12 protein-coding genes are annotated in these 16,994 nt (G+C 42.8%); 2 read left to right on the top strand and 10 right to left on the bottom strand.

The features are described 5' to 3' along the window. The 10 genes from J7529_RS22730 to J7529_RS22685 all read right to left on the bottom strand — a co-directional run. The coding region (locus tag J7529_RS22730) for a filamentous hemagglutinin N-terminal domain-containing protein (RefSeq protein WP_318730867.1) at positions 1-2,735 on the bottom strand (2,735 nt) is incomplete at its 3' end. Between the two features lie 235 nt (positions 2,736-2,970). Then, on the bottom strand, positions 2,971-3,972 hold the full coding sequence (locus tag J7529_RS22725) for a GNAT family N-acetyltransferase (protein ID WP_318730866.1): 1,002 nt from the start codon (positions 3,970-3,972) through the stop codon (positions 2,971-2,973). Positions 3,973-4,137: 165 nt separating this feature from the next. Further along, entirely contained in the window at positions 4,138-6,390 is a 2,253-nt protein-coding gene (locus tag J7529_RS22720) for an EAL domain-containing protein (protein WP_318730865.1), read from the bottom strand. A 146-nt stretch (positions 6,391-6,536) separates the two neighbouring features. Next, positions 6,537-6,977, bottom strand: coding sequence for a response regulator (locus tag J7529_RS22715; RefSeq protein WP_318730864.1), 441 nt, complete (start codon positions 6,975-6,977; stop codon positions 6,537-6,539). A gap of 210 nt (positions 6,978-7,187) precedes the next feature. Beyond that, a complete protein-coding gene (locus J7529_RS22710) occupies positions 7,188-9,404 on the bottom strand; it encodes an ATP-binding protein (RefSeq protein WP_318730863.1) in 2,217 nt (738 codons plus the stop codon). A gap of 36 nt (positions 9,405-9,440) precedes the next feature. Next, positions 9,441-10,211: a cobalt ECF transporter T component CbiQ gene (gene cbiQ, locus J7529_RS22705; RefSeq protein WP_271939978.1), complete on the bottom strand. Its 771-nt coding sequence runs from the start codon at positions 10,209-10,211 to the stop codon at positions 9,441-9,443. 264 nt (positions 10,212-10,475) lie between these two features. Beyond that, positions 10,476-10,760: an RNA recognition motif domain-containing protein gene (locus tag J7529_RS22700; RefSeq protein WP_271939977.1), complete on the bottom strand. Its 285-nt coding sequence runs from the start codon at positions 10,758-10,760 to the stop codon at positions 10,476-10,478. A gap of 264 nt (positions 10,761-11,024) precedes the next feature. Beyond that, the gene (locus tag J7529_RS22695) at positions 11,025-11,309 is read right to left on the bottom strand and encodes an RNA recognition motif domain-containing protein (RefSeq protein ID WP_271939976.1); all 285 of its coding nucleotides are present in this window, start codon (positions 11,307-11,309) and stop codon (positions 11,025-11,027) included. Positions 11,310-11,584: 275 nt separating this feature from the next. Continuing rightward, positions 11,585-11,860 carry an RNA recognition motif domain-containing protein gene (locus tag J7529_RS22690; protein WP_271939975.1) on the bottom strand — a complete coding sequence of 92 codons (276 nt, stop codon included), beginning with the start codon at positions 11,858-11,860 and terminating at the stop codon, positions 11,585-11,587. A 176-nt stretch (positions 11,861-12,036) separates the two neighbouring features. Beyond that, positions 12,037-15,099, bottom strand: coding sequence for an alpha-mannosidase (locus J7529_RS22685; RefSeq protein ID WP_318730862.1), 3,063 nt, complete (start codon positions 15,097-15,099; stop codon positions 12,037-12,039). A gap of 102 nt (positions 15,100-15,201) precedes the next feature. On the opposite strand from J7529_RS22685, the gene J7529_RS22680 reads away from it, so the two are divergent. Together J7529_RS22680 and J7529_RS22675 are read left to right on the top strand one after the other, a co-directional pair. Then, positions 15,202-16,263 carry a hypothetical protein gene (locus J7529_RS22680; RefSeq protein ID WP_318730861.1) on the top strand — a complete coding sequence of 354 codons (1,062 nt, stop codon included), beginning with the start codon at positions 15,202-15,204 and terminating at the stop codon, positions 16,261-16,263. 151 nt (positions 16,264-16,414) lie between these two features. Continuing rightward, on the top strand, positions 16,415-16,531 hold the full coding sequence (locus J7529_RS22675; protein ID WP_271939972.1) for a photosystem II reaction center protein I: 117 nt from the start codon (positions 16,415-16,417) through the stop codon (positions 16,529-16,531). The last annotated feature ends 463 nt before the right edge of the window (positions 16,532-16,994 follow it).

Raw genomic sequence — 16,994 nt, 5'->3', positions numbered from 1 at the left:
CTAGAGCTATTGGAGCCACCGGCTTGTTGGTTACCCGTAGAGCCACTAGAGCTATTGGAACCACCGGCTTGTTGGTTACCTGTAGAGCCAGCACCGGATTGTTGGTTAGAATTGGCTTGAGCCAGACTAATCTCAATCGTACCTGATAGCTTTCCCAAGAATAGAAATGATTTCCCGGCAAGCTGGACGTTTCTAGCAAAAGTAATCGTATTGCCAGAATAATCGCAATCAAAAGATCCTCCACAGCGACTAATAATGTAGTCCCTTAAAAGTCCAGACTCAATCGTAAAACTGCCATTTTCAGAGGTAATGGTAATATCTCCAGGTGTACCTGATAGGGTTCCTGATAAAAGTTCTTCAGTTCTAATATCGCCATAGCTAGAGATGGTAATATCTCCTCCATCCCCCTTACCCAAAACACCCGTGATAATCGAATTGGTGGTAACTGTTCCGTTCTTGCTGGTAATCTCTACATCTCCTCCATTATGATCGCCTGAACTCGAACCAGTTGCACCCGTAGCAATTCTAGCTGTCTTAATATCTTCTCCAGCAGTCACGGTAACACTACCGCCATTTCCTGTGGTTCCAGCAGACGCTAACAGTTTTCCAACAGTAATATGTTCGCTAGCATCTACGGCAATATTGCCTGCCTTCCCCTCTTCTACAGAACTGTTTATTTCCCCAGTTTCAATATATCCATCAACAGCTCTAATCGTAATATCTCCTCCATCTCCTGGATTTTCTTGTAAGGTTCCACTAGAAGTATCAACTCCATTTGTAAGGGTTATATCCCCACTCTCACTAATGATTTCCACATTACCGCCCTGGGCAGGATTCGTTACTTTTGCGTCAGTACGGGCACTAATTCCATCCGCGATCGCAACATCTCCTTCACTCCGAATCGTTATATCTCCAGCCGAATATTTTTCCGAATAGGTAGATAATTTTTCGGCTTCAGTTGTGTTGCTACTCTCGAGGATAATCTCACCACTATCTCCCACTGCGGATGAAGTGGAAATTGTGCCAATTCTTAGCCCTGCTCCGGAAATATTAACCGGTCCAGCAGTGTAAATTCTATCTCCTGTATCCATGGAAAATGAGCCTTGTCCGTCCTTGTCAGCATCAGCAACAAAGGTTAATCTATATTCAGAGCCTTGTAGCAGATTATCGCTCAGGTTTTCAATGGTGATATTGTTTGTGGCTTCAATCGTGATATCGCTAGTTGCCCACATTTGTTCTAGTTTTTGTTCAGAAATAATCCAATCTTCCTCTGGATCGTCATCCCATAAAATTTTGCCATCCTCTAATTCTGAATCATTCGCTCCCTCTGCTCCATCGACAATGGTCACGTTTTTGGGATCGAATAAAACTTGTCCGGTGTCTCCATTAATTGCGCTTAAATCTAGCTTTCCGTTAAATCTGAGAGCGTTGCGGCTGGAAATTTCGGCAAAACCACCATCCCCACGTTCTAAACCGCCAGTAGCGCTAATTGTTCCGTCAAATCGAGTCAGGTTTTCTGACCAAATGTAGATGTTTCCACCGTCTCCAAGGTGCTGGGAATCAGCATTAAGAAATGAGTTTTGATTGATATAAGTGATATCGGCTGTGGGAAAGGTAGGATTTCCCTTAAAGTCACCGCCAATTCTCAGCGTTCCACCATCAAATCGTCCGGAAACGTCGAGGGTTGCGTCAATGATTCCGATGCGCTCTCCCATAATGTTAATGATACCGCCATTTTCTGCGGATGTATTTACGGTTCCGGAGATGAGGGAGACTCCATTGACATCGGGAATTTCTACACCACTTCCGGAGAGAACAATTTGCCCTTGTTCGTTAACTTGAAATTGATCGGCATGATCGAGTCCGGAATGGGTGAGGAGTTCGGGAAGCTGGAGGGGTGTGATTTGGGATTCTTCCTGATTCTCATCTAAGGGAATATCGAGGCTTAATAGATGTCCTTCTTGAGTGATTCTAATAATTTGTTGGTTAGGAATGGCGACGATATTGATGGTTCCGCCAGGGGCTTCTAAGGTTCCCATGTTTATCACATTTGCGCCCATTAAAGTAAGATCGGAGCCTTCGGAAAGCTTCAAGTCTCCGAAGTTAACGATACTGCCAAAGCCATTGAGATCGAAGCGAAATTCATTGGGCGTGCCGACGAGTTGACTCCAGTTATTATCGCCTACTGCATTAAACCATTGTCCATTACCAAAGCCAATTGCGGTGGCAGTAGTGGCGATAAAATCGGCGGGAACATTGAGCTGGGCATTGGAACCAAATACAATTCCGGCGGGATTCATAATGAAGAGGTTAGAGTTGCCACCAGAGACTTGAATTAAACCGTTGATAATGGAGGCATTTCCTCCATTGACTCTAGTTAAAATGTTCTGGATTTGGGGAGTACTTATAAAGTTGGCAATTTGCCCTTGAGATAATCCAAGCTGTTCAAGACTATGGAATAGGTTACGTCCGTTTCTGGAAAGTTGTCCGCCTTGAATGTTGAATTGATTGTCTTGATGATTGATGATAGTTCCTGTACCATCCATGGCGGGAATGATCGGTTGGGCGAGGGTTTTGGGGGCGAGGCTACAGATTCCTAGGGTGGAGGTGAGAAGGGTAAGGTAAAAATGATGGTTCAGAGAATAGGAGAGTTTCATGGATTTAGGATGGATGCGACAGTATTTTAATTGATGGGTTAACTTTAAAGGATTTCTCTCTTTGATATTGGTAGACAACTATTTCTCCCATAGAAGAGGGATTTTCTGCTCGAGTATGAGACCAGGTTTTGATGATTCACGAAAAAGTTTTGTGGATGCAAAGGTCGGCAAGGGATCATTCAAGAGTAAAACAATTGCCCCCTGGATTAAACGGTAATATCCAGGATTATTTTCATCAAGGACTAATCAAGTTAGCGTGGTTTTTAAAAGGGGTTAGCCAATGAAAAAAATACAAGCAAAAGTGAATGAGAGATTAGGTGACCAAATCCTTTTTGAATATGGGCATTCCTGAAGGCGATCGCACTAATTCACCCTGTTCATTTTTCTCTGTATCACAAAAAACGAATTCTCCTGACTCATTTTTCTGCAAATAGAGTTTGCCATTGACAATTTGGTACACAGGAGGATGAAATTGGGCGATGCCTTGATATTCGACAATGTTGCCTCTAGAGTCGCGAACGACGGGACAAGTGGCGAGATTTCCGTCTGGATCAAAGACAAATTCTTGGGTTTGTGGATCGCGTAAGGGGGTAGGATAAATGGGTAATCCGGAGCCGGTTTTAATTAATTCTCCCGATGCATTGGTTAAGGGAAAGATAAAGACGGGATCGCCCTGGCGATCGCAAATTAAATCCCCAGTGGCGGTATCTCGTAGGGGAATAGCATCTGGATGGGGAGGTGGAGGAGTATCCATTTCCGGATAGGGGGGATGCAGTCGAGGCAGTTCGGTATGGGGAGCAAGTTGATAATGTTTGGTAAATTGGACGGCAGCTTGGGTAAATCCAGAGTGTTTGAGCAAGGCTTGAATACCGCTTTGATCGGCGCTGATGAGCCAGTCGATATCAGTAACGTTGAGTTCTTCGGCTTTGGCGATCGCCATTTTTGCTAAACTCGATCGGGCTTCCGGTTGCCGATGTTCCGGTTTCACATACAACCCCAACACAGAAGCTACCCGACGGGAAATAAACGGACTTTCTAAATCTTGATCGACTGCCAAGGTTTCCGGAAGCTCCGGAGGGGGCACTTCATCATAGAAATAAATAATCAAGCAACCGGCGATCGCTTCTTCAACCTCCAAAACCCAGGCATAGGTGAGCGGTTTAACCAATTGATGGCGAATATAAGCATTAAAGTCAAAATTTGGTTTTACCCGCATAGACGGGTCAATTTCTTGGCGCTCTGCGGCAAATTCCGCCCATAGGAGGGCAATTTGCTCTGCATCCTCTAGAGTCGCCAATCGATGGCTATAATTCATGGTTCCATCCCTAATCAAAGTTATGCACTTCTATAGGGATCTCTATTTTTTCGGGGTGATTTTATGCAGATTCCCGAAAATTGTAATAAAACGTCACATTTTTGGGACGGATAGGGGAATTAGGGACACACTCCAAACCCTGAGATTCCCATTGCCCATTCCCCATTACCCAGGCAAAGCCCTATACATCAATTCCAACTTTTTTTCTAGGGTAAACCGGTGGGGTTTATGAATTCCATAACCCTGAGCATAGTTAATACCTAAGGCTTTCACTTCCGCTAAAATTTCTTCATTTTCAATGGATTCAGCAATCGTCTTTAAACCCATCACTTGAGCAATGCGCTGAATTGATTCCACCATCACCCGATTTACTCGATCCTCTATTAAACTCTTAATAAACGCTCCATCAATCTTTAAGTAATCAATCGGCAATTGTTTCAAATAAGTAAACGAGGACATGCCACTGCCAAAATCATCCAAAGCAAATTGACATCCCAATTCTTTTAACTCCGTAATAAACCTGACTGCCTGATTTAAGTGCGTAATGGCAACCGTTTCAGTGATTTCAAACCCAATTAGAGAGGGGGGAATATGATATAACCAAAATTGTTCTTTGAGGAACTTTAAAAACGAAACGTCATTAAAACTTGCCCCCGATAAATTAACCAAATAAATTGGCTTCAAGAATCGATTATATTGAACCCCCGATCCTTGACCAATCTGCTCAGATAACTGTTTAAATAGATTGCGAATCACCCATCGATCGATTTCTGGCATCAGATCGTAACGTTCAGCCGCTGGTAGAAAAGCCATGGGAGGGATAAGAGTTCCCTTGCCATCAATCATCCGAATAAACAGTTCGCCAAAAGGTCGAGTGTTAGACCTGGAATTTAGAGGAACAATTTGTTGGATATACAAACAAAACTGATTCTCTTCTAGGGCACGATTAATGCGAGCAACCCATTGCATATCGCCTTGCCGTTTCACCACTTCTCGATCTTCGATTTGGTAAATATGAATTCGGTTGCGTCCCCCTTCTTTAGCCGCATACATAGCCGTATCAGCGGCACTCAGGGCAATATGTTCATTTTCAATGGATCGATCGATCGGGACTAAGCCAATACTAACTCCTATCGTAAAGAGTTTATCTTCCCAAACGAAGCGAAAACTTTGAATGGTTTCAATGATTTTTTGCGCAACTTTCTGTCCTTCATTCACGGAACAATAATGCAATAATAATCCAAATTCATCTCCGCCTAGACGACCAAAGGTATCGGTTTTGCGAATATTACTTTGTAGAATACCAGTAATTTGACGCAGGAGTTGATCTCCAGCAGAATGGCCACAGGTATCATTAACAATTTTGAATTGATCTAAGTCTAAATAGCATAAAATATGCTGTTGATTCAATTGATGAGTTTCCTCAAGAGCAGCTTTGAGGCATTGCTCAAATTCTCGGCGATTAATTAAACCGGTGAGGGGATCGTGGCTTGCTTGCCAAGAGAGTTGATGGGCGAGGTTACGGGCTGAAGTGACATCTCGGCAAACAATCACGGTTCCCACCAGCAGATTACCCTTTAAGCGAATGGGCGCAATGCACAGTTCAATAATATAATGTTGGCGATCGCTCTTAAAGTACAGGGCGTAGTTCGAGACTTTAACAATTTTTCCTGTCGCCAGGCATTGATGAATCAAGATTTCAATCGGTTTTTGCTTAATATCGCTGTTAGAGAAAATTTCACTAACCGATCTGCCTTGAGTCGCATAACTGCTTAAACCCATCAGTTTTTCTGCGACTGGGTTGAGAGATTCAATTTGGTGATTGACATTGGTGACAATCACTGCATCACCGATAGAATTAAGCGTGATTTGAGCCAGTTCTTTTTCTTGCTGAAGGGCTTCTTCAAGGTTCTGGCGATCGCTAATTTCTTGTTTCAGGCGTAGATTGGCTTGCACCAAATCAGTCGTACGCTGAATCACTCGCTGTTCTAAAGTTTCGTTCGCTTTTCGCAGAGCATCAGAGGATTGTTTCCGTTCAATCGCGTAGCGCAATGATCGTGTCAGCAACTCCGTATTTAACTGTCGTTTGATCAAATAATCCTGCGCCCCTTGACGTACCGCTTCTACCGCTAAGGCACTATCTGTATTATTGGTTAATACAATAATCGGTACATCTGGTACTTTCTCCATCAGAGGATTTAGGGACTCTAGTCCTTGAGCATCTGGTAAACTCAAATCCAGCAAGATTATCTTAAACACTTGCTCTTCTAGTTGATTGAGAGCTTCTGATAACCGACTCACATGGGTAAGCTCAACCTCCATAGAGGGCGCTTGTTTCAAACGCTCTTGTAATAGACGAGCTTCGGCACGATTGTCTTCAATTAAAAGGATCTGAATCTGAACTAAGGGGTCTTCCACCGTCAATCACCCTTCTTAATGAATTTAGATTTTATATTAGAGTTTTTCAACTTATTTCTATATTCTAGAAGGATTCGTCTCAATTAGAACATCAAAGCTTTATTCCATTTACAAAAATTAACAATTTTGGCTAAAACCGTTAGGGATCAAGTCAGAGGAAGGGAAACCGTGCGAAACCAAAACGTTTCAATTTGTTCAACGAGATAAAAAAGTTGTTTCAGATTACTGGGTTTATGAAGATAACAATTGGCATGTAACTGGTAGCTTTCTTGGATATCTTCTGGCCGTTGAGATGTACTTAAAATCAAAATAGGGATATGTTTCAGTTTAGGATCAGTTTTAATTTCTGCTAGCACTTCTCGACCATTTTTGCGAGGTAAATTTAAGTCAAGCAATACCAGATCGGGGAGAAGACGTTCTGTAAATGGAGGTTCAGAACGTAAATAGGCGATCGCATCTACTCCATTATCTACCGATCGAATCTGATACGGCCGAGTAATTTGTTTAAACCCTTCTTGAATTAAACGCACATGGGCAGAATTATCCTCGATCATTAAAATCCGATGAACTTGATCCAAATTAGTCATTTAAATTACAGCCTGTTTTTATTAAAAAATATTAAGGACTTTTAAGTAATAATAACCACGGAGATTAGCAATGTCAAGCCTAATCCGGTTGCACCCTAACCGATGTCGTATCTATAGCGCTTCGCGCTAGGGAATAGGTAATAGCTTGTATGGCTTAGGTTCTAAGGCTTCAAGCTGTACCTCATAGAATAGAGAAATTCTATAGACAGTCTACTTAGGAATAGTAAAATAAAAAGTTGACCCTTGACCCACTTCGGATTCCACCCATATTTTACCCCCATGAACTTCAACTATTTTTTTACAAATAGCCAGTCCAATTCCTGTACCTTCGTATTCTTCGCGGGTATGAAGACGTTGGAAAATGGTAAAAATACGATCCACCATTTCTTTCTCAATACCAATCCCATTATCTTGTACTGAAAACAACCATTCTTCTCTTTCCTCTCGAACTCCAATATGAACCTGGGAAATATCATCTCGGTGAAACTTGAGAGCATTACTAATTAAATTCTGAAACAGTTGTGTTAATTGGGTTGTATCGCCCAGAATATCAGGAAGAGAGTCATAGGTAATCTTTGCCTGCACTTCAGCAATCCGAACCTGTAGATTAACCAAACTTCGTTTTAGAATATCTTCTGCATTGATCGCAACAAATTTTTGTCCTTTTCTTCCCACTCTTGAATAAGTCAATAAATCATCAATCAAGCCTTGCATATGGCTTACTCCTTCCACCACAAACCCCAAGAAATCTTTTCCCTCTTGATCGAATTGATCTTCATAGCGCATTTCCAGCAGTTCTACATAACTGGCAATCAGATTCAAGGGTTCTTGTAAATCATGAGATGCAATATAAGCAAACTTTTCTAATTCTGCATTAGATCGCTCTAATTCTCTCGTTAACTTCGACAACTCATCCACTTGATTTAAGATAATATGAATTAGAGATTTTCTCAATTCTTTTGCCGCTTCAATTTCATGGTTTTTCCAGGGCAAAGATGTACCGCGAATGATTTCTTTCCAGGCTTCAAAAGAATTCCGAGGCAATAGCTTGAGTTGGTTATTTTCATCCCGAATTTCTTGCTTTTCATACGGATTGCCGCCCCAAGTAATGGTCTGTAAAACTTCTGGTCGAAACCAGAGGAGGTAATTTTCTTTGGAAATATGCACTGCCAATAAACCGACGGCTATTTTCTCAAAAACCTCTGCTTGAGGATAAACTTTAGATAAACATTGAGTATAAAAAAGATCGTCTTTTAGATGACAATCTAGCCATTCAATGAGCTGTGTAATATCTTTTTCTTCTGGGGTTAGGCCCAGAGTAATATACGATCCATTCCAGAAAATAGCAGCCCCTTGAGCATTCACTAAATCCAATAAATTGGGTTGATGATTGACCAAACCATCAATAAAGGTATGATCTCGACCCATGAAGGCCAGAAGTTGAGATTGAACGCCACTTGACTCAACTCGATATTCATAAATTTGATGATCGGTTTTGGTACTCAACTCTATGGAAAACAATTGACAAATAAATTCTCCAACTTGCCTCACTTCATGGGATATATATTTCGGGCTAGAATGATGGCAAGATACTAATCCCCATAACTTTCCTTCCTTCTTTAAAGACAAAACTAAACTGGCCCTCACTCCCATATTTTTGAGATATTCCTGATGACAACTTGTATGTCCCCGTAGAATAGAATGGGTTAAATCCAAAGATGGCTCGTCAATAGATGATTGATCGGATAGTATGGGGACGGTCTTAGATTGAATATCTGGAATCATCCTAGACCAAATTTTCTCTAATATTTCCAAACAAAATTGAGTATCTTGTTTGGGAAAATGCAAACCCAGAAAGGGTTCTATCTCAGCATTTTTAGCTTCGGCAATAACTTGTCCATTAAACTCTTGATCGTATTGGTAAATCATCACTCGATCGAATTGAGTGATTCTTTTGATCTCTTGTGTCAGGGTTTCACACGACCGTTGTAAATCCGTGTCTACCTTGAGTTTTTTACTGATTTCTTGCGTGAGTTCTAAGGTTAACCCCATATCAGATGATTTCCCGGATCGGTTGTTTTCAAATTCCAGAATAATCAGATTATCTAAATTGCGATGAATGGAAACAGACAGTACTTTACGGAATGGCTTTTGACTTTTTAGTCTGGCATGAATCATGAAGCTCGAAGATTCAGAAAGTTTAGCAATCTCTTTTTTTAAGCGCTTTCGAGATATGAGTATATCCACACTTTGACCCAGTAATTTTTGTGGAGGCAGTCCACAGAGGTCTTCAATGTTCTCGCTGGCATAAACAACTCTGAAATTCTGTTCTTCCAGAGCTATTAAAAATCCATGTTTTTGAATACAGCCGATACGAGCAATATCTTGTTCGTAGGGAGGAATTTCTCTGCCATAATTGAGTAACATAGGATCTCTCCGAGGACAAATCAAAAAGAGAAAGGATCAAGAGTAAAAGAGGATTTGAGCGATCGCCAATCCAAGAGCAATCCCCAAAACACCTAGAGTCGCGATGTAATCTAAGGGATCAATTGATGAGGTATATTTTAACATGCTACGACTGTAACCATACCCCCGCAAACGCATAGCCTGATACACTCGCTCTGACTGCTCATAGGTTCTCACCAACAAGGTTCCCATTAAAGCGGCTAAGGTTTGAATGTTCCGCCAACTGAATCGCTTGGGGTTAAACCCCCGCAAACGAGACGCTATTTTTAGTGTTGTCAGGCGATCGCCAAATTCTGTTAAATAACGATAGCTCAAAAGCATCATATCCCCCAAAACCAAAGGCAACCCCAATTGTCCCATCGCCTTAATCATGATTAAAAATGGAGCTGTCCCAAACAAAATTAAAGCCAATACCAAAATACAGAAAAACCGTACACTGATTAAAATGACGGCCAAACATCCCTCTAAACGCACGGAAACGACTCCCCATTCCCACAGCACGGTTTCTCCAGCAATAAAGGGTAAAAAGATCACAATGCCCAACAAAAACCAGCCCGGATAGCGCAAACGTTGACCTAAAAAAGACCAGGGCAGCCGAGAAATAACGTAGAAGACCAATGTTATTCCTAACATTACGGGTAACAAGATTAAAGATTGAATCCCTGAAAACGAAAAAATTAACCCCATTAATCCAATGAACTTACATCGAGGTTCCCAGCGATGCACAGGAGAGTTGAGATCGGCGTAAGTATCGAGTTCTAATCTCATATCGCATGTTTTATTTTTAACTTTTGATTTTTATATCAAATCCTGATATGCTTACTACAAATGCCTACTGTAGAGAGAGGAAAATGATATTCATTGAGATGAGGCCTTAAAAAAGACACAAATAACACCAAAAAAATTCTGGGTTTTCTGTGTCTGAGTGATTTTTGGGATTTGAAGAGTTATACTCTCTACACCAGATTAATCTGGGGAGTCTAACTTCACGTTCAATCTGAGGAGGAACCTCTACTTAAAACTACTTAGATCTTAGTAGCGATCTCTGCGTCGTCCTCCTCCTCCTCTGTTATCCTCACGGGGTTTAGCCTTGTTGACTCTAAGCTGGCGACCCATCCATTCTGCCCCATCAAGGCTGGAAATAGCACTTTCTTCTTCTGCATCCTCTTGCATATCTACGAAAGCAAAACCCCTGATACGTCCCGTTTCCCGGTCAGTCGGTAAAGTGACTCGCTTGACGGAACCGTAGTCTGTAAAAACGACCCTGAGATCGTCTTCTGTGGCATCATAGGATAAATTACCGATATAAATGGTCATGAATTACCTCTAGAACGAATGGATTAGGTGTATACATTGATCTAGCACTTCCCATGGGCTAGGGTCACAGTTGAAGACCGGATCGCCCTCTCCAGTTAATTAAGGCACAATTACTGGTTAATTAACTGGATAATGAAGTGCTAAAGTAGCAGATAAGCCTTTGAACAAATCAGCTTGATCGGAATCTAAAACGCTGGAGCGACAGAAGATCCAGTCTGTCAGAGCACTCTGATTATGGCTGAATCCTCTCATGGATCTTACGTTTTAGTAGCGTGAACGGGAAAATCCTTTATTATTTGACCGTTGTTCACGGGGTTTGGCTTTATTCACTTTCAAAATTCGATCCATCCATTCAGCGCCGTCAAGTTCATCAATAGCTTTGTCTTCATCAGCTTCAGTTTCCATTTCCACAAAACCAAAGCCACGCTTACGTCCAGTTTCCTTATCAACGGGCAAACTCACCCGCGTTACACTGCCATATTCAGTAAAGACCTCTCTAACATCCTCTTCGTTGACTTTATAAGATAAATTACCAATATAAACGGACATGCGATACCTCCGGAATCATTTAGGTGCAGAAGTTGCTATTCGGAGATACGCCAAGCATTAACACAAACACAGTGATCTACCGATTTTAGTCTTCAGTAGACAGTTTAGCACAGACCAGAGCTGATATAGCTGCTTGATGAAGATTCTTTTCTCGGCCAACTGTGTTGGTTAAAAATAGGTTGGCGACCCCCCGATCAAAAGCTGACCTAATTCTTTTTGGCGATCGCCCTACCATTGATTTTTAACCTCACTTTGTTATCCTACTCTTCTTGGTGTTAAAACCCCCGATTGCGATTTCCACCACGGGGTTCACGAGGTTTAGCCTTATTGACTTTGATCACTCTACCCATCCACTCGGCTCCATCAAGGGCCTCTATTGCCGCTTCCTCTTCTGTCTCCGAAGTCATCTCTACAAAAGCAAAGCCGCGCTTCTTCCCTGATTCACGGTCAAGAGGCAAAGACACTTTGTCCACCGTTCCATAATCTTCAAATATCTCTCTGATATCCTCTTCACTGGCCTGAAAAGAAAGATTACCAACATATACAGTCATGCATTACCTCTAGAATCAATAGCAAATAGAAGTTTTAGATTCGGATCTTACCCTTCAAGCCAATGTAAGCGAACCAAGGGATCTACCGATCAAAGTCTTCACCCCTTAGTTTAGCATGGGGCAACAATTATGAATCATAATTAATTTTCCTTTACTTTAGCTCTAAGCGTCACCTTCTAGGTCTGCTCTTGGCGGAGCTTCAACGTCAGGATTTCCCAAGGTTGAATCTCTAACGGGGTATTTCCATCCTCTTCTTCTAATAAATTAACCCGGTTTCCATAATCAAGACCTAGGTTGTTTTTCACGTCTATACGCTCAGTTTTTCCTTGAGACTCATAACCTCTAACGATCCAATGGTACGGATTATCTTCAGATTTCTTAAGAGCCGTCAAAATCCAAGCACTTGATGAGAACGCTAAATAACTGATTCTGGTCTTCTCACTTCCGGGTTGATCGCGATTCAATAAGGGACAGGAATAAACTTGTAAAGGACAATTCAATTCATATCCCCGTTGGACTGTTCCTGCTGCTTCCCAACTGCCCCCATGGGGATAGAGTGCATACTTAAATTCATGCTCTCCTAAATCGGCTTCTGGATCGGGCCAAGTTGAACCGCGCAGTAAACTTAATCGCAGTTGATCCGGATGGGGATCGTACCCTGACTTATAATCGGTTAGTACACTAACACCATAATTTTGAACCTCATCTGTTAGATCTGCCCAGTTGAGAGCAGGCACTTCCCATTTTGCCTGATCTTGCTCAGTCTTGAAATGGGTAGAACGGCGAATTGCACCACAAGGAATTTCATACGTCATATAATCGGCTTGTAGCTGTACTGGAAAGCTTACTTTCAAAAGCGTGTGACGTTCTTGCCAATTCACACCAGTGGTAATTCTCAGTTGATTGTCATTCCCCAATAACGTATAATACTGAGTGATTTTAGACTGTCCAATCGTGCGAACCACTTTAATCGTTTTCACCAGTTCTCCATAGCTTTCCCAGTCCATTGATTCTAATTGTGTTGGTGGCAAAGGGAACTTCTGATAATCGGGATCAATATTCCACGCATCCCAATATTGCCCTTGATCGACAAAGGCTTGTAGTTGATTTCCTAAACCCCTAAGGACTGAGCGATGATTCGGGCGATCGCACAATTCTAGGATATCCCCAGTTGCTGGATCGAGGGTGACTTCAAGGGATTCATTTTTCAGCGTAAGCTCCTTGGGATAATCCACCGATAAAACCGGTTCAGTATTCGGTACCAACCAAACCAGTTGATAGCCCACTGAAGGAATATTCGGAGTCAAGAAGTAGATTAAGTTGTTTTCAATTTGACTGACCCATTCTTGTCCATCTGTATCCAAAATCTTAGCCGACAGAATCCCTTCTGGCAAAGTCATAGACACGACCTCAGAACGGAACCAGTTGAGGGGATTGAAAATTAGGAGGGGTTGTGCCCCCAAAGTCGGAGGTTCGGGAAGGGAAATTTGAGAGGCAATCGCCCCTAAAGCCTGCTGAATGATTTCTTCTGTTGTTTCAATAACCTGTTGCCATTCCTGATTCGCTTCTTGAAAGACTTCCGGAATTGAAGACCCCGGTAAAATATCATGAAATTGATTAAATAATACTGATTTCCAAGCCTGCTCTAATCTGACTTGAGGATAGTCGTATCCCGTTAATAAACTGGCACAACTTGACCAGAGTTCCGCTTGATATAATAACCGCTCGCAACAACGATTATAAAATTTCTGATCGGCGTGACTGGTATAACAGCCTCGATGAAACTCTAAGTATAATTCATCTGCCCAAATGGGATAGTCTTTTTCTTGTGCTAAATGGTCTAAATAAGTGTGAGCTGTGGTGAACTGAAGGCGGGGGAAAAGACGAGATTCCTGCGATCGCCTCGCGACCTCCAGCATATCCCGACTCGGACCCCCTCCATGATCGCCAACTCCTGGTAAACCAAGGACTTGCGCTTTCCCTGTCCTCTCTTTGCTCTCCATGGCATAACGGGTTAACTTGACCCGATCAATCCCTTCACCAATGGGTGCAGACATCAGACTTAATATCTGAGTGCCATCCAAACCTTGCCAGAAAAATACTTCATAGGGAAACTCATTGGTATCATTCCAACGGAGTTTTTGAGTCACAAAATAATCCATCTTTCCTGACTTGAGAATTTGCGGTAGTTGCCAACAAAATCCAAAACTATCGGGCAACCAAGCGACCCGGTTAAGTACTCCAAATTGTTCGCGAATATAGCGTTGTCCATATAAGACTTGACGAATAATTGATTCGCCACTAACTAAATTAAATTCGGGTTCAACCCACAAGCCAGCAATGATTTCCCATCTGCCCTCGCGAACTCGATTTTTGATCGTATTAAATAAATGGGGTTGATGATGTTCGAGCCAAGCATACAAGGCGGGAGTAGAATGACCAAAGGTAAGCTCAGGGAATTCTGCCTGCAACTGCAACACGGATGTAAACGTTCGCTTTGCTGCTTCCCAGGTTTCGGACACCGGCCATAGCCAAGCTAAGTCGAGATGAGCATGGCCGAGGAGAAAAATCTGGGGACTAGGGGGAAGATTAAGGGAGAATAGACGATCGCCAAGTGCCTCTAACTGACGATTAAACTCAGGGCGATCACCAACCTTAGACCAGTCTAATCCGGAAATTGCCCCCATCAACCCCTCTAAAAACTCCGGATCATCCGTTCCAGACAAAAACAAACTTTCTAGCTCATCGGCAATAAACCCCGGATCGACCGCTGTTTGCCCCTCAAACAGGGCTAAACTTCGGACCATAGCCCCCGGATCGTGCCCCGGACTCACCAAGCGTACAGCCAAATTAAACTCCATTCCAGGGACAACTTCTGGACTCAATAAAATCCGAGTGGCACAATCAAACAGATCCCCTTCCTGGACACATTCTCCATTCACAAACACCTGCGCTACCTCTGCCCACCACATCAGGCTCCATCTGAGGCATAATCCTTCTAGGGGATATCCTTGCAACTGTGCAGGAACAGTAAACCGTTGTCCAAACCAGAGGACTTGACCTTTTTCCCAAGCCACATGACCTTTAGTATTAATCTCAACGGGACTCCAGGACGACCAAATATTAGGATCAACCCCCTGGTTGATGGGAAGCTCGTCAGAGCAGCATAACCATTGAGATTGTAGATCCAAGCAAGTGAGCGATCTCAACCGATCCAGCGTTTGTTGAAATAAAGTCATAAATTAGTAATTGGTAAGTGGTAATTGCCCATCCTCCCCACCCCGTCCCCTTCTCACAAATGCTATAGAATAAAACAATCATATGGGTTAAGAGGGGAAAACATGACTCTTGGCGATCGCTATCAAAGTCGGATTTTAAATACGTTTCAATACCATTCTCAGCAATGGATTGACCGGGGAAGCCGCGCCCTCCGCCACCTGAAAGTAGCCGCAGAATGGACGCTCCAAGTCATGGTTTATCCCATTTATTGGATCTTCCAAAGCGGGCGCACCATTAATCATCAATTTCAGCAGAACGTCACCCCTTGGCTGAACTCCCCAGAACCCCAAGACTCAGAACCCGATACCTCCATTTTGGAAATTTTACAGGAAGTCACCCAACTCAACCCACCGGTTAAACTTCCTTCTCTGGTTCAACCGACTCCCTCAAGTCCCTATCCTGTTTCTAAACAACTGCTGCAAGGTATTGCCAGTCAACTCGACTCTGGCAAATTAGTCCTCATCTCCCAAACCAATCAAACCCTTGATATTTTAACGCCCCAACAGCAGCAAACCATTCAACAGGCGATCGTCCAAAAACTCCTCCCCCCTTCCGCAACTTCCCTACCTCATATTCCCTTATCTATCCTTGCTCAACGCCCCCACCTATTTCCGCCCATACGGCGCTTTTGGCAACTGATGGCTTGGATGGAGCAAAGTGAAGTTGCTCTAGCCATTGATAGCTTTGGTGAATCTCAAACCCACCAACCCCAGCCTATTCCCCAACTGAATACCTTGAGCGTTAACGCCCCTTGGCTGACTTCTTTAGATCTCCATCCTCCTACAGGCTTTAACGCTAATCGCTCATCCGAACAACACTCTAAACCTAAAACTCCCTCCCCCCAACCTATCGCCCAAACCGCATTTATCAAAACCGATGATCCATGGTTAAGCTCAGAAGAGTTATTTGGTACAATTGGCGATCGCACCGAACCCTCATCCATCAGTCAACCGCAAGCGTCCAGCACTCCAGAATCTGCACCAGATTATATTGAAACTCAAGCCACTGGCCATGAATATATCCTATCGCCCACGGAAAAATTCTTGCTCTGGCTCGATCGCCTCTTCCTTAAAGTAGAAGAACAGGTGATTAAAGTCTTACGTTGGCTCAATGAAGAAGTCTAAATGGGTAATGGCTAATGATTAACGCTCCCTTCGACTCCGCTCAGGGAGCACCTTCGTTTGCGTGTCCCCCCCATCCTGCCCATCCTCTACTAGGTTTTTCAGCCAAATTTCGATATGATAATCCAAAGCCTATCTGTTCGGAGAAACATAAATGCTCACGCTCAAAATCGTTGTTAATATTATTGTGCTTTTCTTTGCAGCTTTATTTGTATTTGGGTTCCTATCGAGTGACCCATCTCGTAACCCTGGTCGTCGCGACTTGGAATAGTCATTTTTGGGTTAGAATACGGAAATATCCGTTAATTATTGTGAATTGCGCTACTTGATGCTCTCCAGGTAGCGCAATCTCTTGAGCAAATCAGATCAAGTCCGTTGAATCAATTATAGTGACAGGTAGGGTAGGCAAGGCGTAGAGTCATCGACGCTGAATCAATAGCTATTGATATCAATTACAAATTTTTGAAGATTCGTCATCGTTTAAAATGCCATCTAAAATTGAAGCGGTGAAAATAGGGCAGAGATTATTTTCAAAACTGACCAACCAGAGGAAGTGAAGGAACTGCTTAAAAAGGAGATCGCTGCCGAACTCTACAGGTGAGAAAACAGCCAAAAAATGGCCAGAAAGCGGCTGGATTATTTTGAAGAGAAATATCAACAGCGATCGAGCCAGTTCCAGGATACACTCGCAGCAGAAGATATGGAAGGTGGAGACTTAGAATATGTCGAGTGGA

Origin of the sequence: Roseofilum sp. Guam (assembly GCF_017746735.1) — a bacterium.
GTDB classification, from domain to species: Bacteria; Cyanobacteriota; Cyanobacteriia; order Cyanobacteriales; family Desertifilaceae; genus Roseofilum; species Roseofilum reptotaenium.
Note: the sequence above shows the minus strand (reverse complement) of the source record. Positions and strands in the feature narration are given on the sequence as shown.